The 19,917-nt window shown below is 70.1% G+C and carries 15 protein-coding genes; 6 read left to right on the plus strand and 9 right to left on the minus strand.

Going from position 1 to position 19,917, the window contains the following annotated elements; all coding sequences use genetic code 11:
- Positions 1–24: 24 nt before the first annotated feature.
- Both CLV71_RS06630 and CLV71_RS06635 read right to left on the minus strand, forming a co-directional pair.
- A complete protein-coding gene (locus CLV71_RS06630; protein ID WP_243866250.1) occupies positions 25–930 on the minus strand; it encodes an SMP-30/gluconolactonase/LRE family protein in 906 nt (301 codons plus the stop codon).
- A 90-nt stretch (positions 931–1,020) separates the two neighbouring features.
- Positions 1,021–1,581, minus strand: coding sequence for a hypothetical protein (locus CLV71_RS06635; RefSeq protein WP_243866251.1), 561 nt, complete (start codon positions 1,579–1,581; stop codon positions 1,021–1,023).
- Positions 1,582–1,726: 145 nt separating this feature from the next.
- On the opposite strand from CLV71_RS06635, the gene CLV71_RS06640 reads away from it, so the two are divergent.
- The 3 genes from CLV71_RS06640 to CLV71_RS06650 all read left to right on the plus strand — a co-directional run bounded on the left by CLV71_RS06640 (position 1,727) and on the right by CLV71_RS06650 (position 4,349).
- Entirely contained in the window at positions 1,727–2,224 is a 498-nt protein-coding gene (locus CLV71_RS06640; RefSeq protein WP_133901704.1) for a hypothetical protein, read from the plus strand.
- A gap of 127 nt (positions 2,225–2,351) precedes the next feature.
- Entirely contained in the window at positions 2,352–4,010 is a 1,659-nt protein-coding gene (locus CLV71_RS06645) for a glutamate--tRNA ligase (protein WP_133901705.1), read from the plus strand.
- Positions 4,011–4,031: 21 nt separating this feature from the next.
- Positions 4,032–4,349 (plus strand): peptidase inhibitor family I36 protein, encoded by a 318-nt coding sequence (locus tag CLV71_RS06650; RefSeq protein WP_133901706.1) that lies wholly within the window; start codon positions 4,032–4,034, stop codon positions 4,347–4,349.
- A 132-nt stretch (positions 4,350–4,481) separates the two neighbouring features.
- On the opposite strand, the gene CLV71_RS06655 is transcribed toward CLV71_RS06650, so the two are convergent.
- Complete coding sequence (locus CLV71_RS06655) at positions 4,482–5,612, minus strand: VanZ family protein (RefSeq protein ID WP_243866252.1); 1,131 nt, start codon at positions 5,610–5,612, stop codon at positions 4,482–4,484.
- A 262-nt stretch (positions 5,613–5,874) separates the two neighbouring features.
- On the opposite strand from CLV71_RS06655, the gene CLV71_RS06660 reads away from it, so the two are divergent.
- Entirely contained in the window at positions 5,875–7,113 is a 1,239-nt protein-coding gene (locus tag CLV71_RS06660) for a serine hydrolase domain-containing protein (RefSeq protein WP_133901707.1), read from the plus strand.
- Positions 7,114–7,139: 26 nt separating this feature from the next.
- Here the strand turns inward: CLV71_RS06660 and CLV71_RS06665 are convergent, their stop codons facing one another.
- The 4 genes from CLV71_RS06665 to CLV71_RS06680 are packed head-to-tail and all read right to left on the minus strand — an operon-like array spanning position 7,140 to position 11,845.
- The gene (locus tag CLV71_RS06665) at positions 7,140–8,411 is read right to left on the minus strand and encodes a cytochrome P450 (RefSeq protein ID WP_133901708.1); all 1,272 of its coding nucleotides are present in this window, start codon (positions 8,409–8,411) and stop codon (positions 7,140–7,142) included.
- Entirely contained in the window at positions 8,408–10,117 is a 1,710-nt protein-coding gene (locus tag CLV71_RS06670) for a non-ribosomal peptide synthetase (protein ID WP_133901709.1), read from the minus strand. Before CLV71_RS06670 ends, CLV71_RS06665 begins: the two co-directional genes overlap by 4 nt.
- Complete coding sequence (locus tag CLV71_RS06675; protein WP_133901710.1) at positions 10,114–10,953, minus strand: alpha/beta fold hydrolase; 840 nt, start codon at positions 10,951–10,953, stop codon at positions 10,114–10,116. Before CLV71_RS06675 ends, CLV71_RS06670 begins: the two co-directional genes overlap by 4 nt.
- A gap of 28 nt (positions 10,954–10,981) precedes the next feature.
- Positions 10,982–11,845, minus strand: coding sequence for a helix-turn-helix transcriptional regulator (locus CLV71_RS06680; RefSeq protein ID WP_133901711.1), 864 nt, complete (start codon positions 11,843–11,845; stop codon positions 10,982–10,984).
- A gap of 438 nt (positions 11,846–12,283) precedes the next feature.
- On the opposite strand from CLV71_RS06680, the gene CLV71_RS06685 reads away from it, so the two are divergent.
- Positions 12,284–13,303: a patatin-like phospholipase family protein gene (locus tag CLV71_RS06685; protein WP_133901712.1), complete on the plus strand. Its 1,020-nt coding sequence runs from the start codon at positions 12,284–12,286 to the stop codon at positions 13,301–13,303.
- Positions 13,303–15,750, plus strand: a complete 2,448-nt coding sequence (locus CLV71_RS06690; RefSeq protein ID WP_133901713.1) for a hypothetical protein — start codon at positions 13,303–13,305, stop codon at positions 15,748–15,750. Before CLV71_RS06685 ends, CLV71_RS06690 begins: the two co-directional genes overlap by 1 nt.
- Positions 15,751–15,759: 9 nt before the next feature.
- Here the strand turns inward: CLV71_RS06690 and CLV71_RS06695 are convergent, their stop codons facing one another.
- Complete coding sequence (locus tag CLV71_RS06695; protein WP_133901714.1) at positions 15,760–17,487, minus strand: cation:proton antiporter; 1,728 nt, start codon at positions 17,485–17,487, stop codon at positions 15,760–15,762.
- A gap of 87 nt (positions 17,488–17,574) precedes the next feature.
- Positions 17,575–19,842: a sialidase family protein gene (locus CLV71_RS06700; protein ID WP_166663974.1), complete on the minus strand. Its 2,268-nt coding sequence runs from the start codon at positions 19,840–19,842 to the stop codon at positions 17,575–17,577.
- Positions 19,843–19,917: the final 75 nt, after the last annotated feature.

The raw sequence follows: 19,917 nt of genomic DNA on the forward strand, positions 1-19,917 counted from the left end.
ACTGTCCGAGGGGTGACGGCCGCGTCAGGGCAGGCCGGCGTGTGGGACCTCGACCTCGACGGCGAGTAGTCGCGCCTCACGTGTCGCGCGGCGTTCGTGCTCGGCGAAGGACGGTGCCGAGCACGCGAACAGGGTGCGGCCGTCATCGCCGCCGAGCATGCACGCGTAGACCCCGGTACCGGTGGGGATCTCGTCGAGGATCTCCCCGCCCTCGCGGACGCGGAGGAGTCGGGCGTGCAGCGCGTCGGCCACCCAGACGGCGCCCTCGGCGTCGGCGCAGATGCCGTCCGGGGCGACCTCGAGGCGTGCCAGCGCGGTCTCGACGTCGTCGGTCGCGGGGGGCTCGCCGAAGTGTGCCCACACCCGCTGGTTGGTCAGGTCGCCGTTCTCGTCGAGGTCGAAGGCGGTCAGGCGGCCCGCGAAGGTCTCGGCGACCACCAGCACCTCGCCGTGCAGGATCACCATGCCGTTGGGGAAGCGGAGGCCGTCGGCCACCGTGGTCACCGTGCCGTCCGGGTCGACGCGGCACAGGGTGGTGTCGCGCATGGCGGCGCCGCCCATCAGGTCGAAGCCGAAGTTGCCGACGTAGGCACGTCCCCGTTCGTCGACGACCATGTCGTTGAGCACCGCGGGCACGGCGTCGGAGAGGTTCGCGTGTTCCGCCAGCCCACCCGACTCGTCGCGGACCAGGACGCGGTGGTCGCGCATCGAGATGATCAGTGCGCGTCCGTCGGGCAGGAAGCCTAGGCCGGACGGCTGGCCGGGCACCTCGGCCATCACCTCGACGTTGCCTCGGCCGTCGGTCGCGAGGACCTGGTTGGTGTAGAAGTCCGAGACCCACAGGCGCCCGTCACGCCACCTCGGGCACTCCATGAACGAGTAGCCGTCGAGCACGACCGCCACGTCCCGGCCTGACGGCTCCATCGCCATGAATCTCACCTCGTAGGGGCCTGCCGGCTTCGTCGTGCGGCGGCACTCGATTCGCCTGCCGGTCAACGTAGCACCGTCGTCGGTCGGTCGTCAGGGTGTGGCGGGGTGGTCCGGGGGCGAGGACTGGAGGGTCTTCCACGTCAGCTCGGGTAGCGGGCCGCTGGTGATGTCGAGGTCCGTGCGGGCGTGGGCGTAGAAGTCGTTGCGCAGTCGCATGGCGTCGCGGTAGGCGTCGGCGAACGACGTCGTGTCGGGGTGGTCCTCCCTGAGGAGGCTTTCGAGCCGCCACACCCGCTCGCTCCACGCGCCCGCGGCCGAGATCGTCGCGGGCTCACCCAGGAGTAGGACGGTTTCCCAGCGCGCGGCGCGTTCGGTCTCCGCCTCGGCGAGGGCGGCGAACGCGGCGTCGAGGTCGACGGGCTGTCCCGTCGACAGCAGCCCTCTGGTCTCCGCGATCCGGCGGCACAGCCGGACCATGTGCTTGACCGCGTTCGCGTACTCCGAGTACGCGAGAAGGCGTTTGTCATCCCACCGGGCGGACTGTGCTCGTCGCCAACGGGTTCGCTCGGTCGTGGAGGTGACGACGAACGTGGCGGCCGAGCCGAGCAGGACACCGGCGATGGTCAACACCTGGGCGACGATCGGGTTCACGGGTCGAAGCCTGCCAGTTCCGAGGCTTTGTGGACAACAGTTCCGTTCACGCTGCGTCCAGTGATTGTTCACAATGGTATTACTGGTGTCCACTGTGGGGTGACGTCGGCTGTCCTTTTCTCGTGCTGGTGAGAGAATGCCGGTCATGAGAATTCGTGTAGCACTGGTCGCCCTGGCCCTTTTCTTCGCGGGCGCGCCTGCCGCGGTCGCGGATCCGGTCTGGGCGCCGCAGGTCAACGATGTCAAGGAGAAGCTGGAAACCGACTGCGGCCAGGCGTGGTTCTGGTCCGGCAGGACCGCGGGCGTGTCCGTCCGGGCCTACGCCGAAAACGCGGCGGCGAAGAATGACGGTTACACGCTCGCGGCCAAGTTGAAGGAGCAGCAAATACCGGAGCCGACCACCGACCAGGGCTGGCGAGAGTATTCGAAGTACTTCGCGCAGGGCGCGAAGTGCGAGGCGTTCGCGGTGGTCGGCGAGGATTTGCGGCCTGGCAACATCTGGGAGGAGGTCGAGTACCCGACGCTCAAGGCCAACCCCCTGGTCGCCTACGTGTGGCGGGTCGACACGCGAACGGACGAGGCCTGTGTGCTCTGGCAGAAGCCGACAATGCCCGACCAGGACTGTTTCACGGTCGACAAGTAGCTCCAAGGTCGACGGCTGACGCTCGGGGGTGTCCGGGCGGGGGAGCGATGGTCGCACGCGGATACCATCGGACCTCGAACGCCACGGACACCCCACGCAGTTAGCGTGCCTCTGACCTGGAGAGAACGTGCTTGACCACGCGGTCATCGACTCGCTGTTCCCCGCCGACCTGCCCGACCCCGAGCACTGGGAGCAGCACTACCCGCCGCGTGACCTGCCCGAGGGCGCCGAGGTCACCAGGTTCGGCCCGTCGCCGACGGGGTTCGTGCACATCGGCGGCGTGTACGTGGCGATGATCGACCAGGACGTCTCCGCACGCACGGGCGGCCGGTACCTGGTGCGGGTCGAGGACACCGACCAGTCGCGCGAGGTCGTCGGCGCGCTGGAGCAGTTCGAACGTGCGTTCGACTACTTCCGCATTCAGCCGACCGAGGGCGAGGGCAACGGCGAGTACGGGCCCTACCACCAGTCGGCCCGCGAGCGGATCTACCTCACCTACGTGCGCCACCTGCTGCGCCGGGGCCAGGCGTACCTGTGCTTTGCCACCCGCGACGAGCTGGCCGACATCACCGCACGTCAGCAGGCCACCAAGGTCCCGCCCGGCTACTACGGCACCTGGGCGATCTGGCGTGACGCCGACCCCGAGAAGGTGGCCGCCGAGCTCGCCAAGGGCAGCCCGTACGTGGTGCGGTTCCGCGCACCCGACGAGGCGGCCGGGCAGCGCGCCCGTTTCGACGACGCCATCCGCGGCGAGCTGGAGCACGAGGCCAACCGCAACGACGTGGTCATCCTCAAGGCCTCCGACCAGCCCGTACGGCTGCCCACCTACCACTTCGCCCACGCCGTCGACGACCACCTGATGCGCACCACGCTGGTCGTCCGGGGTGAGGAGTGGATCTCCTCGGTGCCGCTGCACCTGCAGCTCTTCGACGCGCTGGGGTTCGCCCCGCCCCGGTACGCCCACATCGCGCCGCTGATGAAGCAGATCCCGGGCGGCAAGCGCAAGCTGTCCAAGCGCAAGGACCCGGAGGCCTCGGTCGACTTCTACATCTCGGCCGGCTACCCCGCCGACGCGGTCCTCTACTACCTGCGTGGCCTGGCCAACGGCCGTCTCGCCGAGATGCCCCTGGCCCAGGCGCTGACCGAGCCGATCCACCTGGTGGAGTGCGGGGTCGCCGGGCCGCTGGTGGACCTGGTCAAGCTCGAGGACATCTCCGCGGACCACATCGCCACCCTGACGGGCGAGCAGATCCTCGACGAGCTGCGCACGTGGGCCGCCGCCCACGACCCCGAGGTGGTCACGGTGCTCGACACCAACCGTGACCTGGCCCTGCGTGCCCTCGCGGTCGAGCGCGACGGCGTCGAGAACCCTCGCAAGGACCTGCGCAAGTGGTCGGACTTCCGGCCCGCGTACGGGTTCTTCTTCACCGAGCTGTTCACCCCGGTCACCGACCCGGCCGACGAGCGGCTCGGCGGGCTCGACCCGCAGCTCGTCCAGGCGTTCCTCGCCGACTTCGCCGACGACTACCAGCCACTCGACGACGGCAGGGAGTGGTTCGACCAGATCCGCCAGCTCGCGACCAAACACGGCTTCGCACCCAGCCCGAAGGAGTTCAAGAAGAACCCCGACGCGTTCCCCGGCTCCATCCGCGAGGCCTCGCAGCTCGTGCGCGTCACCCTCACCGGGGCCACCCGCAGCCCGGACCTCCACGCCGTCGCCACGACGCTCGGCACCGAGGAGGTCCAGCGCCGTCTCCGCGCGCTCACGCGGAAGTCAACACCCTGATGTGATGACACACAAGAAAGCATGTCACTCACGCGGAGGGCGTATCTCTGCTTCTACTTCAACAGCAACTACGCGGGTGCTCGTGCCGACTATCTGTATTCGGACGGAAACCTCGACAACGAGCGGTTCAACAAAGGCGGTTCCGGCGCGAACGGCTACAACGTCGTGGTGAAGAACAACGCCGCGTCGGTCGTCAACAACTGGTCCTATTCCGCGACTGTCTACTACAACAGCGGCTGCAACGGCAGCGTGGCGTCGCAGACGATCGGTGCCTACGGCAAGGCCAACCTCAACGCGTCCATGAAGAACGAGAACGCCAGCTTCAGGGAGCCTTCGTAACGGCGGGCGTGCGTGAGGTCGGGTGTGCGTGAGGTCGGGTGTACTGAAGGGCCCCTTCGTAACGCTGGGCGTACTGAAGGGAGCCTTCGTAACGGCGGGTGTGCGTGAGGTGGCCGGGAAGCTCGGGCGCCTTCAGCGACTGCGCCAACCGCGACCAGTTCTGACCTCGGCCTCGCGGTCGCCGTCGCGCGACGGGGCCGTGCGGGCGTCGACCACCACCAGACCGGAGGCGAGCCCGGACAGGCCGCGGTGGGAGCGTGGGCGCCAGGCGAGCACGGCGCTCGCGACGAGCAACGCGAACGCCAGCGGGCCCGCACCCGGCACGTGGTCGCCGAGGCCGGTCAGCACGTAGTAGCCGAAGGTCCCCACCAGCAGCGCGGGCACCAGCCGCACCCCGGGATGGCGCCCGTCCGACCGGACCCGGCGCAGGCGCACGGCACGCTGGCCGAACGTCGCGCCCGCCGGGGCGAACGCGGGCAGTGCGAGCAGCAGCACCGCGGGCAGCCAGGTCGACAGCACGACCTCGGTGAGCGGGTCGTTCCCCGGTTCGCGTTCGAGGGTGTACCAGGCGGTCAGGCTGACCGCCACGTTGACGGCCATGCCGAGCAGCGCGACCCCGAGGAGGTCGACGAGCATGCCGAGCAGTCGCCTGCCGGTGGTGATCGGGCGGGGTGCGTCGGCCGGCAGCGCGGGCGTGCCCTGCAGCCTGCGCAGCAGGGGCGCGCCGAGGATGCCGAGCGCGGTGCCGAGGGTGTTCGCGACGAGGTCGTCGACGTCGAACAGGCGGTACGGGCAGGGGAACAGGAACCAGTTGCCGCTGCGCTGGGTGCATTCGATCAGGAGCGACACCAGGAAACCGGCGAGGACGATGGTCGGCACGCCCCGGCGCCGCAGGTACAGCCGCAGGTAGGCGCCGAGCGGCAGGAAGAGCACCACGTTGAAGGCACCCTGCTGCACGGCGGGGTTGGTGAGCACGCCGGGGTACTGGCGGATGTCCGACATGATCGCGAACGGGTCGAGCTGCGCGTGGGTGAACCGGGTGTGCGCCGTGCACCAGGCGGCGTCGAGGGGCGGCAGCGGCAGCAGCGTGTACGCGACGAGCGCGAACCCGTAGACGAGGAAGCCGAACGCGACCAGCCCCGCGCCGAAACCCAGCTCGCCGCGACGGCGGTAGGTGCGGTAGATGAACGGCACCAGCAGCAGCACCGCGAGCACCATGCCGCCGACGACCGCGATCACCGCGGGAAGGACCCTCGACTCCACCACGACTCCCCGAGTGCCATGAAGGACTTCCTGGAACCCGGTCGTGATCGCGACCGGGACAACGCACGAGATCGTCGTGACCTCTCCACGGGATCTTCACATCTCACCCCGACCATCTCCACGGCAGGTACCCCCAGCCGGTCTGCGGGTATCGCGGACATATCGGAAACCGCATACGCCGACGCAACGGTCTTCCGTCTTCGGTGGAGGCACGGGCCACGACTGGCGGTCCGCATGCCGGCTCGCCGAAAGGACCGTGATCTTGGACTTGGACTCCGCGCGTGGTGTCGACCGGCGGCGACTGCTCGGGTGGGGTGGGCTGGCCGCCGTGGGCGTGGCGGCGGGTGCCACCCCCGGCCACGCCGAACCGGCACGGACCGACCGCGACATCCCGCCCGACACCCGGCCCGGCGGCGCCTACGACCGGTTCGTCGCGAAGCTGGCCGAGGAGGACAGGTTCTCCGGCGTCGTGCTGCTGTCGCACCGGGGCCGGACCGTGCTGTCGCGCAGCTACGGCATGGCCGACGAGGAAAGGGGGATCCGCAACCACGAGGACGTCGCGTTCGACCTCAGCTCGGCGAGCCAGCCGTTCCTCGCGGTGGCCGTCCTGCGGCTGGCCCAGGATGGCGGGCTGGCGCTGTCGGACACGGTGGGTACGCACCTGACGGGCTTCCCCCCGGACGTCGCCGAGCAGGTCACCATCCACCACCTGCTCACCACCACCGCCGGGCTGGACGCCCCGATGCCGGACTGGCAACGCGTCTTCACCAGCACAGATGAAGTGCACGAGTACCACGAGCGGTGGACCCGGCAGGCGACACTGGCGGTGCCACCCGGCTCCGGGAACCAGGGGCACACCTCCGGCGCGGGCGCCGGCCTGGCCATCGCCGCGCAGATCGTGGAGGCCGTGTCCGGGACGACGTTCTGGGACTATGCGCACCAGCACGTCTTCGGGCGCTCCGGCATGCGGGGCTCGGGGTACTTCACGCGGTCGCGGTGGCTGACCGACGAGCACATCGCGCACCCGTACATGAGTCAGGCCGACGGCAGCCGGGTGGATGCCGTCCGCAACCTGGACAGGGGCGGCCTGGCGCCGGAGATCCAGGGCAGGAACCCGGCCCGGGGCTTCATCGGCCACGCCTCCGGCGAGGGCTTCGCCACAGCGCCGGACCTGGTCCGGTTCGCGCACGCGTTGCGTGACGGCACGGTCCTGGACCGGCCCTACGCCGACCTGCTGACCGGGGCCAAGCTCCCCGGCCGGACGCCGACGTCGTTCGTGGCGTACTCGGGTCCGCTGCACCTCGTCGACGGCCGTCAGTGGGTGTTCGGACGCGGCGGCGCCAACGCGGGCAGCGCCGCCAACTGGGACATCTACCCGGACACCGGTTGGGTCGGTGTCGTCCTCGGCAACCACGACGACATCCCGTTCCTGGAGATCCTCCAGCAGCAGACCCAGGCCATCACCGGCCGGCCCGCCGACCCACCGGGTGGCGGCGGCTGACGCGGTGCCGGGGGCCGTTCGGCTGCTCAGCGGCAGCCGCTTGCCGAGGTGTTCCCGGGGATCCTGCGGGTTCCGACCACCGGCAGGTGCTTGATGCCGTTGATGAAGTTCGAGTGCAGGTGTGCCGGCTCGCCCGCCGCCTCGAAGTGCGAGAACTGGAGGAACAGCTCGGCGAAGAACTCCTCGAGCGTGGTCCGCACCAGTGCGTGGCCGAGGCAGTAGTGCGGGCCGACGCCGAGGGCGAGATGGCGGCCCGCGTCACGCCGGATGTCGAAGGTGAACGGGTCCGGGAACACGGTCGCGTCGCGGTTCGCCGAGCCGAGCCATGCCGCGACCGCCTCGCCCTTGCCGATGGTGGTCTCGCCGAGCCGGACATCGCGGGTCGCGTAGCGGATGAAGTGGCTCGCGGGTGAGCTCCACCGCAGCGCCTCCTCGATGCCGCCGTCCAGCAGGTCGGGGTGGTCGGCCCAGTCCGCGTACGTGCCGCTCGCGGTCAGCTCGACCAGGGCCGCGTTCGGCACCTGCGGTGTCGTGACGTTCGCGCCGAGCAGCAGGCTGTAGCAGTTGGCGACGATCTCGGCGGCACCGAGCGGTTCGCCGTCCTCGACGCCCACCGCGCGCAGCGCGTCGACCAGGTCGGTGGTGCCGGTGTCCTCGCGCCGGGTCAACGCCTCGTGCAGCGACGCGAACAGCTCCCGGTGTGCCCGGTCCAGGGTGGCCTGGGCGCCGCCGGGGCCGACGAGGTCAGGGTCGTCCGGCGCGACGGCCTGCGCCGTCAGGCGCGTCAGGTGCGCCCACGTGTCCCTGGGGAGGCCCATGAGCGTGCCCATGACCGCCATCGGCAGCTGGTCGGTCAGCGCGGCGAAGTCGAACGGCTCGCCGTCGACGACCCTGGTCAGCAGGCCGTGCACCTCTTCGCGGATCGTGGCGCGGTGTTCGGCCACCACGCCGCCCGCCAGCGCACGCCGGATCGGCGACCGCATCCTCGTGTGTCGCGGCGGATCGGTCGCGGGTAGCTGACGGCCGCCGGCGGGATCCTTGCGGCCCAACAGGTTCAGCAGGGTGCCGTGCTCGGACGTGAACGCCGTGTGGTCGCGCAGGACCGTGGCGACGTCGGCGTGTGTCGTCACCGACCAGAACCCGAGACCCGGGCGGACCTGTTGCCAGTGCACGGGCTCGTGGGTGCGCATGGCGAGCCAGACGGCGTGCGGGTCGCCCTTCGCGTGTACCGCCGGGTCGAACAGGTCGACCGTGCTGAGGTCGATCGGTTCGTCGCCGCTCGGGTGGGTCAGTCTCATCGTGGTTCCCCCTCGTTCTCTGCGATGTGCTCGGCAAGCCCCGCGACCGTCGGGTTCTCGAAGAACAGCGTCGCCACGGGCAGGTCGATCGACAGCTCGCGGCGGGCACGATCGAGGATGTCCACCGCCAGCAGCGAGTTGCCGCCGATGTCGAAGAAGTCGTCGTGAACGCCCACGTGCGGCACCGCCAGGGTGTCCGCCAGCAGACGGGCCAGTGTCGCCTCGACCGGAGTGCGCGGCGGGTCGCGGGTGACGTCCACATCGGACGGCTCGGGCCGCGGTGCCGACAGGGCGGCCCGGTCGATCTTGCCCGCGCTCGTCAGCGGGAACTCCGCGAGCAGCACGATCGCCGTGGGCACCAGGTGCCTCGGCAGTCGCAGGCGCAACGCGGCGCGTAGTTCGGTAGACAGGTTCTCGGTCACGTGCGCGGGCACGACGTAGGCGACGAGAACCCCGTTCCTCGCCAGGACGACGGCCTCGGCCACACCCGGCAGGTCGGTCAGCGCGGCGGCGACCTCGCCCGGCTCCACGCGGTGTCCCGCGATCTTCACCTGGTCGTCGACGCGGCCGAGGAACTCGAGCATGCCACCCGCGCCGCGGCGGACCACGTCGCCGGTGCGGTACATGCGTTCACCCGGCACGAACGGATCGGGGACGAAGCGCTCGTCCGTCCACCCAGGACGGTTGAGGTAGCCGCGAGCGAGCCCGGCGCCGCCGGTGTACAGCTCTCCCTCTGGAACCGGCCGCAGGTTCTCGTCGAGGACGTACACGCGGGTACCGGGGAGCGGCGTCCCGATCGGCACCGTGCCGGTGACCTGGCGGGTGACCGTGTGGGACGTGGTGAAGCACGTGTTCTCGGTCGGGCCGTAGGCGTTGACCATGCGGACACGCGGGTGTGCGCGCCGGACCCGGTTGACGTGTGCGGGGGAGAGCACGTCACCGCCCGCGACGAGCTGACGGAGCCCGCCGAGGCTGTCCAGGTGGTGGTCGACCATGCGGTGGAACAGGCCCGAGGTGAGCCACAGCGTGGTGATCCGCTCCCGCCGCAGCGACTCGGCCAGCTCGGGCAGGGACAGCGGACCGGGTGGGTGGATGACGAGGCAGCCGCCGTTGCACAGAGCGCCCCAGATCTCGAACTCGGACGGGTCGAACGTCAGGGCGCACAGCTGGAGGAACGTCTCGTCGGGTCCGAAGTGGAGCCAGTCCGTGTCGTGGACGAGCCGGACCACGCCGCGGTGTGGCACGGCGACGCCCTTGGGATGGCCCGTCGAGCCGGACGTGTACCGCACGTAGGCCAGGCTGTCCGCCGACCCGCGCACCGGAGGTGGTGTGGTGTCGACGGGTTCGCCGTCCACCGTCAGGACGTTGACGCCCGGCAGGGGAATCGCGACACGGGCGACCACCACGCGGACGTCCGCCTGCTCGAACACGAGTCGTCGCCGCACGGCGGGCTCGTCGAGATCCAGCGGCAGGTACGCCGCGTCCGCCTTCAGCACGCCCAGCAGCGCGACGACCATCTCGAACGAACGCCGGACACACACGCCGACAACGGTTTCCGGACCGACGCCCTCGGCTCGCAGCCGCCGCGCCAGGTTCTCCGCGCGCTCGTCGAGCTGCCGGTAGCACAGCTCCGCACCGAGGAAACGCAACGCCGTCGCGTCGGGGGTGCGTGCCGCGTGCTCGGCGAACAGCTCGGCTGTCGTCATCGGTCGAGCCGCGCCAGCACCCTGGCCAGTTCGTCGGGCATGGACAGGAACGGCGAGTGCGACGAGTCCAACTCGACCACGGCGGTCGGCCGCGCCGAGATCGCGTCGATCTCCTCGACGAAGGCGCGCTGCAGGTCGACAGGGAACGCGTTGTCCCGCAGACAGACCACGTACGTGTGCCGCACCATCCCGTACCGGGCGGCGGTCACGGTGAGCGTCTCCGCCGTGATGCCCGCCGGTGCGTCCGGGGTGAGCATCGAGATCGCGGCGGCCGCGGTGGCGTCGTCGACGTCGTTGAACAACGTGTCCTGGATGACGGGGTGGCGCTCGGGGTCGCCGGTGTCGATGCGCAGCGCGCCGATCTCGGTGGGATCGCCGGTGAGGAGGTCGGCCACCGGCCGCTTCGCGTTGGCGGCCAGGCTGAAGTAGTGGTTCACCGGCCTGCCGCCGACGGGGGCGAACGCCGACACGTAGACGAGGTCGCTGACCAGCTCCGGGGCCAGCTCGGCGGCGGCGGTGGCCACGACGCCACCCATGCTGTGCGAGACCAGCACACACGGCCGTCCGTTGCCGATCCGCCGCAGCTGGTCGACCAGGGTCGCCGCGGCCGAGGAGGCGGTGACGGCCGCGACCCGCGAGGGCTCGGCGGCGTAGGCGGCGGCGTCGAACGGCCTGCGCCAGCGCGCCAGGGGCGACGAGCCCTTCAGCCCCTGCCCGTCGAGGTCGACGGCCACCGCGGGCACACCGAGACCGGCCAGGTGTTCGGTGACCTGGCTCCAGCACCAGCTGCCGTGCCAGAAACCGTGTGCGAGGACGACCGGGGGAACGAGATCCATACCCGAACGCTAGGGTCGTCGGGCCGGCTCAACCACGGCCTGTCAGTACGTGGATATCCTGTGTGAGCCTGGTCAACCGCTCCTGGCTGGACGTGCCGGCCGCCGCGTGGAGCGTGTGCAGGCGCTGTCGCGACTGCGAGCTCACCATCTGGGCACAGTCGAAGTCGAGGCGGCCGACGCGCTCGTCGTGCACGCTCACCGACGACGCGTAGGACCGGGAGACCCGGTGCGCCGCCCACATCCGCGTGAACTCGGGGCTCGCGGCGCGGAGGTCGGTGACCAGTGCCATGGCGTTCTCGTCGTAGTCGCGCTGCGCGACGACGACACGCAGGTAGGCGACGTAGGCGCGACCGATGGCGGCCTGCTGGTCCGGCGGGTTCAGCACGGTCCGCCGCCACCTGGCCGACCCGAACCAGCACCAGATCATGTTGGCCTCCCAGCCCGGCAGGCCCGCGACGTGCCCGAACAGCGTGCTGTGCAGGTCGTTCTGCGCCACGACGGTGGCGAGGTCGTCCGCGACGAACGCCGGCGAGGTCGTGCCGACCGCCCGCATGACCGACAGCAGCTGAGGGTCGACGAAGCCACCCGGTTTCCGTGCCGCGGGCGCGGGATGTCCCGCCAGCCGGTAGAGGTAGCCGCGTTCGTCGGCGTCCAGCAGCAGGGCCCGCGCCAGCCCGGCGAGGATCGCGGTCGACGGCTGCGGGCCACGGCCCTGTTCGAGCCGTTCGTAGTAGGTCGTGGACATGTTGGCCAGGCGCGCCACCTCGTCGCGGCGCAGCCCCGGCGTCCGTCGTCGTCGCCCGGCGGGCAGGCCGCGCCCCTCCGGCGTCAACGCCTCGCGCCGCCGCCGCAGGAAGTCGGCCAGCTCCTCACGCATGATGTTGTCCCCCACCCGTCCCACCGTCGCACACCATCGGCGACACGCCCGCCGTCGTGCGCGATCAAGCCGTCTCGCCGGGGACTTCCGGGCAGAGTGGGCTCCGCGGTGGCGAGGACTTCCGGCGCGCCCGTCACGTTTCCCGGGGCGTGGACGATGCGCCGCTGCCTCAGGCGCCACCCTACGAGTCGGCGAGCGCGCCCAGTGCACGTTTGTCGATCTTGCCGATGAACGACTCCGGGATCGCGTCGAGGACCGGGTACGACGCGGGACCGATATGTCCGGGTCGAGCCGTGCGCCGCCGACTTGCGTGCAGAAAACAGTCCGGTCTGCATCCAACTCGACCCCGTAATCTTCCACGGCGGTGAATTGATGTTCTGTTAGATTTCATTCGCCCTGGAAAAGACGCCGCTCCATGCGGTCCAGCACTCGACGTGAGGTGACCCGCACGGGATGACGAATATCGTATTCGACGAACGGCATCCTGTTCGTCAGGTGCTCCGGGAAAGGCGTGCGCGCGGCGGCGGTGTCGGCCGGCGGGACGATCCTTTCAAGATCGGGCTCGCAATCGAGGGCGGCGGCATGCGGGGAGTGGTGTCCGCCGCGATGCTGACGGCTCTGGAGGACCTCGGCTACGCCCCGTGCTTCGACGAGATCTACTGCTGCTCGTCCGGGGCGATCAACGGCGCCTATTTCATGACCGGCACGACGTGGTTCCCATTGTCGATCTATTACGACGACCTCACCACGGGCGAGTTCCTCGATTTCCGTCGCCTGCTGCGCAGGCAGGGTCCCATGAACCTGACGTACGTCTTCGACGAGGTGCTGACGCGGCGCAAACCGCTCGACTACGAGGCCATCATCGCGTCCGAACAGCGCCTGCACGTCATGGTCACCGACGTGGACGCGCTCAGGCCGCTCGACATAGCCGAATTCGACTCGGCCGGGGATCTCCGGGCCGCGCTGCTGGCCAGCACGTGGCTGCCGCTCGCGATCAGTGGCACCGCCACCTTTCGCGGCAGTCGCGCCATCGACGGCGGTGTGCTCCAGTTCCACCCGTTCCGCGCGGCCCGCGCCGACGGCTGCACCCACATCCTCTCCCTGAGCACCAAGCCGATCGGTCCGCTGGACCGCAGGGTCTCGGTCACCAACCGGCTGGTCGCGAGGCACCTCGAACGTGTCCGCCCCGGCCTCGGCAGGGGATTCCTCGCCTCGACTCACCAGTACGTGACCGAGGACAGGCCGTTTCTCGCGGCCAACCGTGCGAACCCCACCGCGGAACCGGCGGTGTTGGACCTGGCGCCGCTTCCCGGCACGCCCGAAGTGAGACGACACGAGATGAACCCGCTGGCTCTCTTCAACGGCGCCCGCGCGGCATACCGGACCACCTATCTGGCGCTTGAGGGGCGAGACGTCGTCGTCATCCCGCGACTGACCGCTCATGCCGTCGAACTCGTCAGGAACGACTCCTGATGAACGACCTCCCGCAACCCCCGGCAATCGACGCCGAGGCATTCCGCCCACTCTTCAGGCAGGTGGCGGCCCTCAACGGCACGGCGTCCGACGCGACCCGATTACGGGCCATCCGAAGGATCTGCGGCACCCCGGACGAATGGCGCAGGCTCCTGGCCGCCATACCGCTCGACAAGCTCTCGTTCCACCTGGAGGTGGGCCTCCAGCGGTCCGACGCCATCGACCGGCTGGCGCAGTGGTGCGGCGGGTTCAAGGCGAACTCGTCCGGCCACACCAGATCCCAGGCCGAGACCTACGGCTACCTGAGCGTGCTCCTGCTGACCCTCGTCACGATGCAGGAGGCCGGCGCTCCCAGGAGCACACCGGCGTCGACCGCTGACGGCGACGACGGGAACGTCGGCCACGACTGCGGCCTGTGCAGGCGGTTGGTCCAGGACGCGGCCGTACGTGCGACGCTGCTCGGCCTCTACGCACCCCGGCCCGGGTCGGGAGGCGACGAGCAGGCACACGCGGAGTGGCGCCGGATCCGACCCGAGACGCTGGAGTTCCACCGGCACGGCACCACGTCGATCATCCTGGGCGGCACACCACTCGCCTCGTCGGGGCGGCAGATCAGGTTCGCGCTGAAGTGCGTGCTGTTCCCGTACTCGAACATCCCGATCATCGCGCGCAAGACCAGGAACTACGCGAACGACCACAACTCGACGGACCGCGACGGCCGGGCGGTCCAGCACATGGTCCAGGTCTGGGCGAGCACCGACGACTGGATTCTCATGGACATGGCCGACGGGATCACGTTGGCCGAGGAACTCGCGAGGATGAAGCGGGAGAAGGCGGCTTTCGAGCTGGTGGGCAGGGCGCCGAGACGGGGGACGACCGTCGGGGGCAACGTGCGCCTGGACCTGATCAGACGACTGGGGCTGCCGCTCCTGCACGCCCTGGCACAGCTGCACGTCCAGGGCAAACAGCACGAGGACCTCTCGCCCACCAACATCATCGTCAAACGGAAGGCGTCGGTGGGGCACGGCCAGGACTACGAGGTCACCTTCATCGACTTCGGGCGGAACTACCTGTACACCAGCGCGGTCGGCAGTCTCGAGGGCGCGGAGGGGGTGTACGTCGCCCCGGAGATCCGCGACAGCGCGGACGACGTGCCCGGCGCCGACCTCTACTCGCTCGGCCGGATCCTGATCACCGTCGGCGACGTCGGCGAGAACAGCGACGGCACCATTCCCGACCGGTTCTACGGGCAGGCGCCGCTCATCGCCAGGGTGATCGAGGACCTCACCGACCGCGAGCCCGCACGGCGGCTGCTGGTCTTCAGGATGGCGGCCGACAACCCGGACGTGTACCGCACCGTCGGCGAGGTGCTCGAGCAGGAACTGGACGTGACGCAGGAGGCACTGGTCACCGACCCGGAGCTGCGTGGCTACGCCGTGCCCGTCGACCGGCAGTCCCTGAGCTCGTCCGTGAGATCCCTGCTGCCGCTGTCCCGGGAACCGAAGAAGCAGCGGAGGATCTATCGCTTCCGCAGGCGGCAGGGCGTTCTCTCCGACCCGCGGCGCTCGATGCACGCGCGCTGGCTGCTGGTGTTCTCGGTCCTCGCCTCCGTGAACCTCTACGTGTGCTGCACGGTGTGCGTCTACTGGTTCCTGCGTGACGTCGGGATCGACGTCCTCAACCCGCAGAGCCAGGCGTTCCTCCGACTGGTCGGCGCGCGGCCGGACACCATCCCGCTGGTCGACGACCTCCGGCAGTCGGGCTACGAGCTGGGGAACCTGGCGGAGAACACGCCGGCACGCCTGATCGGGCTCAGCTTCGCGCTCTGCGGCGCCAGGTACTACCAGAACATCTTCAGCGGCCTCACCACACGGGTGGCGCGTTCTCCCGCGATGGCCGGAGCCGGGTCGCGGGTCGTGACCGAGGTGGCGATGCGGTCGATGGCCGTCTGGTCGTCGTGGCTCATCCTGGCGTGCAACCTGGTGCAGGTCGCCTGGTGGCCACTCGCCACGGCGATCGGCTACACCGGCGTGCTGCTGGCGAACGTGTCCAGTGCGAGGTTCGCGGTCAGGCACCTCGAGCGGGCGCGGGCGAGTGGGCTGAGCACGGTGCCCCCCGCCCATCAGAAGATCCCGGGCCTGGAGAGCTACCGGCAGTGGGGCGCCAGCATGTTCTTCTACGCGGTGAGTGTGTGGGCCTTCGCGTTGGCGCTCTACGGCGGACTGCTCAAGGACACCTACGTGTACGCGTTCGTGGTCGTCCTCGTGAACATCGGTCTGTTCTACATCATCAAGACGGGCACCAACGGACTCGAGGTGCGTGCGGGGCTGAACCGCTGCTTCCTCGCCGCGGAACGCCTGCGCTTCGAGGCCGAGGCAGGCAGCGGGCTGACCGCGCCGAGGGACAAGCCCCAGCGGGTGCTGATCTCCGAGACGACCCCGACGTGAACGAGCCGCTCACCTGACACCTCGGGTGTCCGGACCACCGAACCGGGAGGCCATGGTGTCGATGAGGTTCTGGGCGCGTTCGAGGACGTGGGAGCTGTACGTCCCGCTCGCGCGGGCGTCGAGCAGTGCGTTCTGCTGCGCGTCGACGAGCAGGCGCTGCAGTTCCCGTCGTTGCTGGAGCGGGCTGTCCGGGGCCTGTTCGGTCAGCATCTTCTCGATGGACTCGGCGAAGGCGAGGTTGCGCTCCCGTGTCTGGTCGAGCAGGTCGTCGTCGAAGGGGTCGCCGTTCTCGCGGCGCAGGGTCGGGCTCTCGAGGAGGGACTGGGTGGCGGCCTGCAGCTCGGTCGTGAGGTGCGCCAGCTCGCGCTGGTCCTGGTCGGCGTCGGTGCCCTGGATGCCGAGCCGCTTGACGACCACGGGCAGAGTGCCGCCCTGGACGACGAGGGTGACGATCGCGACGGTGAAGGCGACCAGCACGAGCTCGGCGCGGTGGGGCACGTCGGTCGGCAGCGACTGGGCCGCCGCGAGGGTGACGACGCCGCGCATCCCGGACCAGGCGAGCACCGCGCCGCCGCGCCAGCCGAGTCCCTCGTTGGCGAAGAAGACGGCGTCGGCGTGGCGTCTGCGGAGCATCACGGTCGCCCTCTCGTACCGGCGCGGCCGGTCGGGGTGCGGGCCGCGCGCGGTGAGCCGGTCGAGCACGGCCTCGATCCGCTCGATGAGCCTGCCCGCGTCCTGCTGCTGATGCCGGAGCATCGCGACGAGCGGGATGACGAACACGACCCGCAGCACGACCAGCGTGAGCGTCGTGAGCAGCCCGAACCCGATCGCCGTCCACACGCCGTCGCCGGATTCGTGGACCGCGCTGACCACGGCGGTGATCTCGAAGCCCATCAGCAGGAACACGCCGTTCTCGAGGAGCAGCTGGATCGTCCGCCAGTTGGTGCGTTCGGAGATGCGGTCGTGGGCGGTGAACCGGCTCGCGCTCTTGTGTCCGGTGATCAGACCGGCCGTGACGACGGCGATGACCCCGGACGCGTGCAGCTCCTCAGCGGGCAGGAACGCCAGGAACGGCACCACGAACGAGATCGCCGTGGTGAGCACGGGCTGTTCGCGGATCCGCGAACGCACCCACACCGACCCGTGGCCGACCAGCACGCCGACGGCGATGCCGACGAACACGGCGAAGGCGAACTCGCCGAGCGCGCCCCGGAACGACACCACCCCCGCGGTCGCGGCCACGGCCGTGCGCAGCAGCACGAGCGCGGTGGCGTCGTTGACGAGGCCTTCGCCCTCGAGGATCGTGACCAGGCGGGGCGGCAGCCCGAGGCGCTTGCCGACCGACGTCGCGGCGACCGCGTCCGGCGGGCTGACCACCGCGCCGAGCGCGACGGCCGTGGCGAACCCGATGTCGGGAACCAGCCACCAGATCAGCAGCCCGGTGCCGAACGCCGAGACCAGGACGAGCAGCACGGACAACGCCCCGATGGTCCCGAAGTCCCGGCGGAAGTCGAGTACGGGGACGTTGACCGCAGCCGCGTACAGCAGCGGCGGCAACACCCCGGCCAGGATCCACTCCGGTTCGAGGAACAGATCGGGCGCGCCGGGTAGCCGGCCGCACCCCATCCCGACGAGCACCAACAGCACGGGTGCCGCGACGCCCAGCCGCGGTGCGAAGTACGACACCGCCACGATGATCAACACCGCCATTACGGCCAGCAGCGCCGGCTCCCGCATCTCCGCACCCGTCCCGTCTCGCCCCGTGTCCCTCCACAGTGTGCTCGACAGGGCCGGGACCTGCCGGTTCGGGTGTCCGGAGTGGACTCAGCCGTTACCGGTGAAGACGTCGTCGATGATGAACGTCTCGTTGGCGTCGGCCGTGCTGCTGGCCGAGAACTGGTGGCCGGTCATGTTGCTGGTGGCGCCGTCGGCACGGGTCGCGCTGCCGGTCGTGACGCCGTTGACGGTGACCGTGGCCCGGGTCGCGGTGGCGTCGACCCGGATGGTCGACCACACGGCCGTCGACGGGTCCAGCGCGGGACCGGAACCCAGGGCGTGCCAGGCGTTGCCCGCGTAGTAGCGGACCGTGCCGTCGCTCCAGACCGACAGGTGGTAGGCCGTGCGGCGCTGACCGCTCACCGGCGTGGCCAGCAGGTCGAACATGAACGACGACGGCGAGCCCTCGCCTGTCGGCCGCCACTTCACGGGGTGGAACCGGAACTCGAGGGTCCTGGTCGCGCTGGAGGAGTCGGTCCGCCGGACCGCGGGCAGGTGCTGGGCGTGGTCGTCGGTGATGAACAGCGCACGGCCGCTCCCGCTGCCCGCCGTGGACGTCGTGACCCAGACACCCTGGTGGCCCCTGCCCTGGTCGTCGACCGTGTAGTCGACGGAGTACCCGCGGGGGATGCCGTTCACCGGGTCGTTCTCGAAGGAGTCCACGTCACCCGCGTACAGCTCGATCTCGTTGAGCATGCTGCACGGCGCGGTGACGCCCGGCGGGCAGTAGGACGCAGGCCCGGTGAGCACCCGCACGTACTGGGCCTTCCGTGCCGGGGGCGAGGTGTAGCGCAGCGCGTAGCCTTCCTGGTTCGTCACCGAGTACCAGTCCTGCCACGGGTCGCTCGCGTCCAGCCTGGTCTGGACGGTCGCGCTCTGCGTGCCGCCGAGCGCCAGGCTCAGACCCGCCCTGGTCAGCGTGTAGGGCCGGTCCAGCGCGAGGTCGAACGTGCCGGTGCCGCCCTGTTCGAACGCGCCGGACCACAGCTCGGTGCTGCCGTCCACCGCACCCCGTGCCCCGCTGCGGTCGTGACCGGCCACCGCACCGAGGTCACCGCTCAGCCGCGCCTTCGACGACAGGTCGATCTTGCCGGTGTCGGCGGTGAGCACGTCGGCCATGGCACGCATTATCTGGAACTCCGTCGTGCCGCCGGACATGGGTGCGTTGTGCCACTTGCACTTGTTGTAGTGCGTGCCCTGGTAGGTGACGGCGTGGCAGCTGTCGGCGAGCAGCACGGCACGGTTCGACTCCGTCCACGCGAAGTCGGCGTTGCCGCTGCTCCCTTCGTTGAGGTCCTGCGGGCTGGCCGTCGAGTGGTTGTCGTAGTAGACCTTCCTGACGTTCCACGTCGTGCCCCTGCCGTCGTAGGACAACGCGATGGAGTTGTCCGGCCGCCCGGCGACGAGTGCGAGGATTCCGTTGGGCAGCAGGGAGAGTCTCGGGTTGATCCGGCCGAACGGGCGGTTGCCCGAGGAGTCCGCGGCGAACTCGGGAATCCCCTGCGGTGCGGCCGTCCACGTGGTGCCGAGGTCGGTGGACATCCTGCGCCACAGGTTGTCGTAGGTCGACGACCGGCTGACGGTGATCAGGTCACCGTCGGAGTTCAGGGCGAGTGCCGTCTCCGAGTAGCCGCGGGTGGACGAGCCCTGGGCGATGACGCTGCGCAGTGTCCAGCTCCCGCCCGCGTTGGTGCTCTGCACGAGCAGCGCGGACTGGCCGCCGGACAGGTTGGCGTACCCGGCCATCAGCAGCGGCCCGTTCGGCACCTGGACGACCGTGTTGGGGAAGAAGTTCGAGCTGGTTGCGGCGAAACTCTGCGGTGCGATGTCGAGCGTCGCGTTCGCGGTGGTGGGGAACGTCGTCCCGCTGTCGGTCGAGTACCGCATGACCAGCGTGCGTCGCTGCAGGGAAACCGAGGTCTGGCCGATGAACTGCGCGTCGATGACCCGCCCGTCGGACAGCCGCGCGCTCGCCTCGTAGCCGGGGCGCGTCGTCGTGGCGAAGGTCTGGCCGCCGTCGGTCGAGACCAGCTGGCCGTTGTCCGACGCGCCGTCGGCGTCGTAGTGGTCGACGTAGCCGCCGAACACGGTTCGCGTCGGTGCCGCCGCTGTCCCGGTGTCGTAGGCCTCGGCCGTCGCGTACCAGGTCGGCGGGTCGCCGGCGGGGTTGTAGACGCTGCCCTCGCCACTGACGACCAGGGTCGGCGCGGTCGGCGACGCCCCCGCGATCTCCGACCTGGTGACGGCCTCGGCGCTCGGCGCCTGCACCGCGGTGCCCGCCACGAGCGCCGCGACCAACAGAGTTCTTCCCAGCATGGACGGTCCCCGATCCCAGAGGTCGTCGATCACTCGCCGTGAAGAACCATCCACAGAACGCCGTTCCATGTCAAG

Origin of the sequence: Actinophytocola oryzae, from assembly GCF_004364325.1 — a bacterium.
Lineage (GTDB): Bacteria > Actinomycetota > Actinomycetes > Mycobacteriales > Pseudonocardiaceae > Actinophytocola > Actinophytocola oryzae.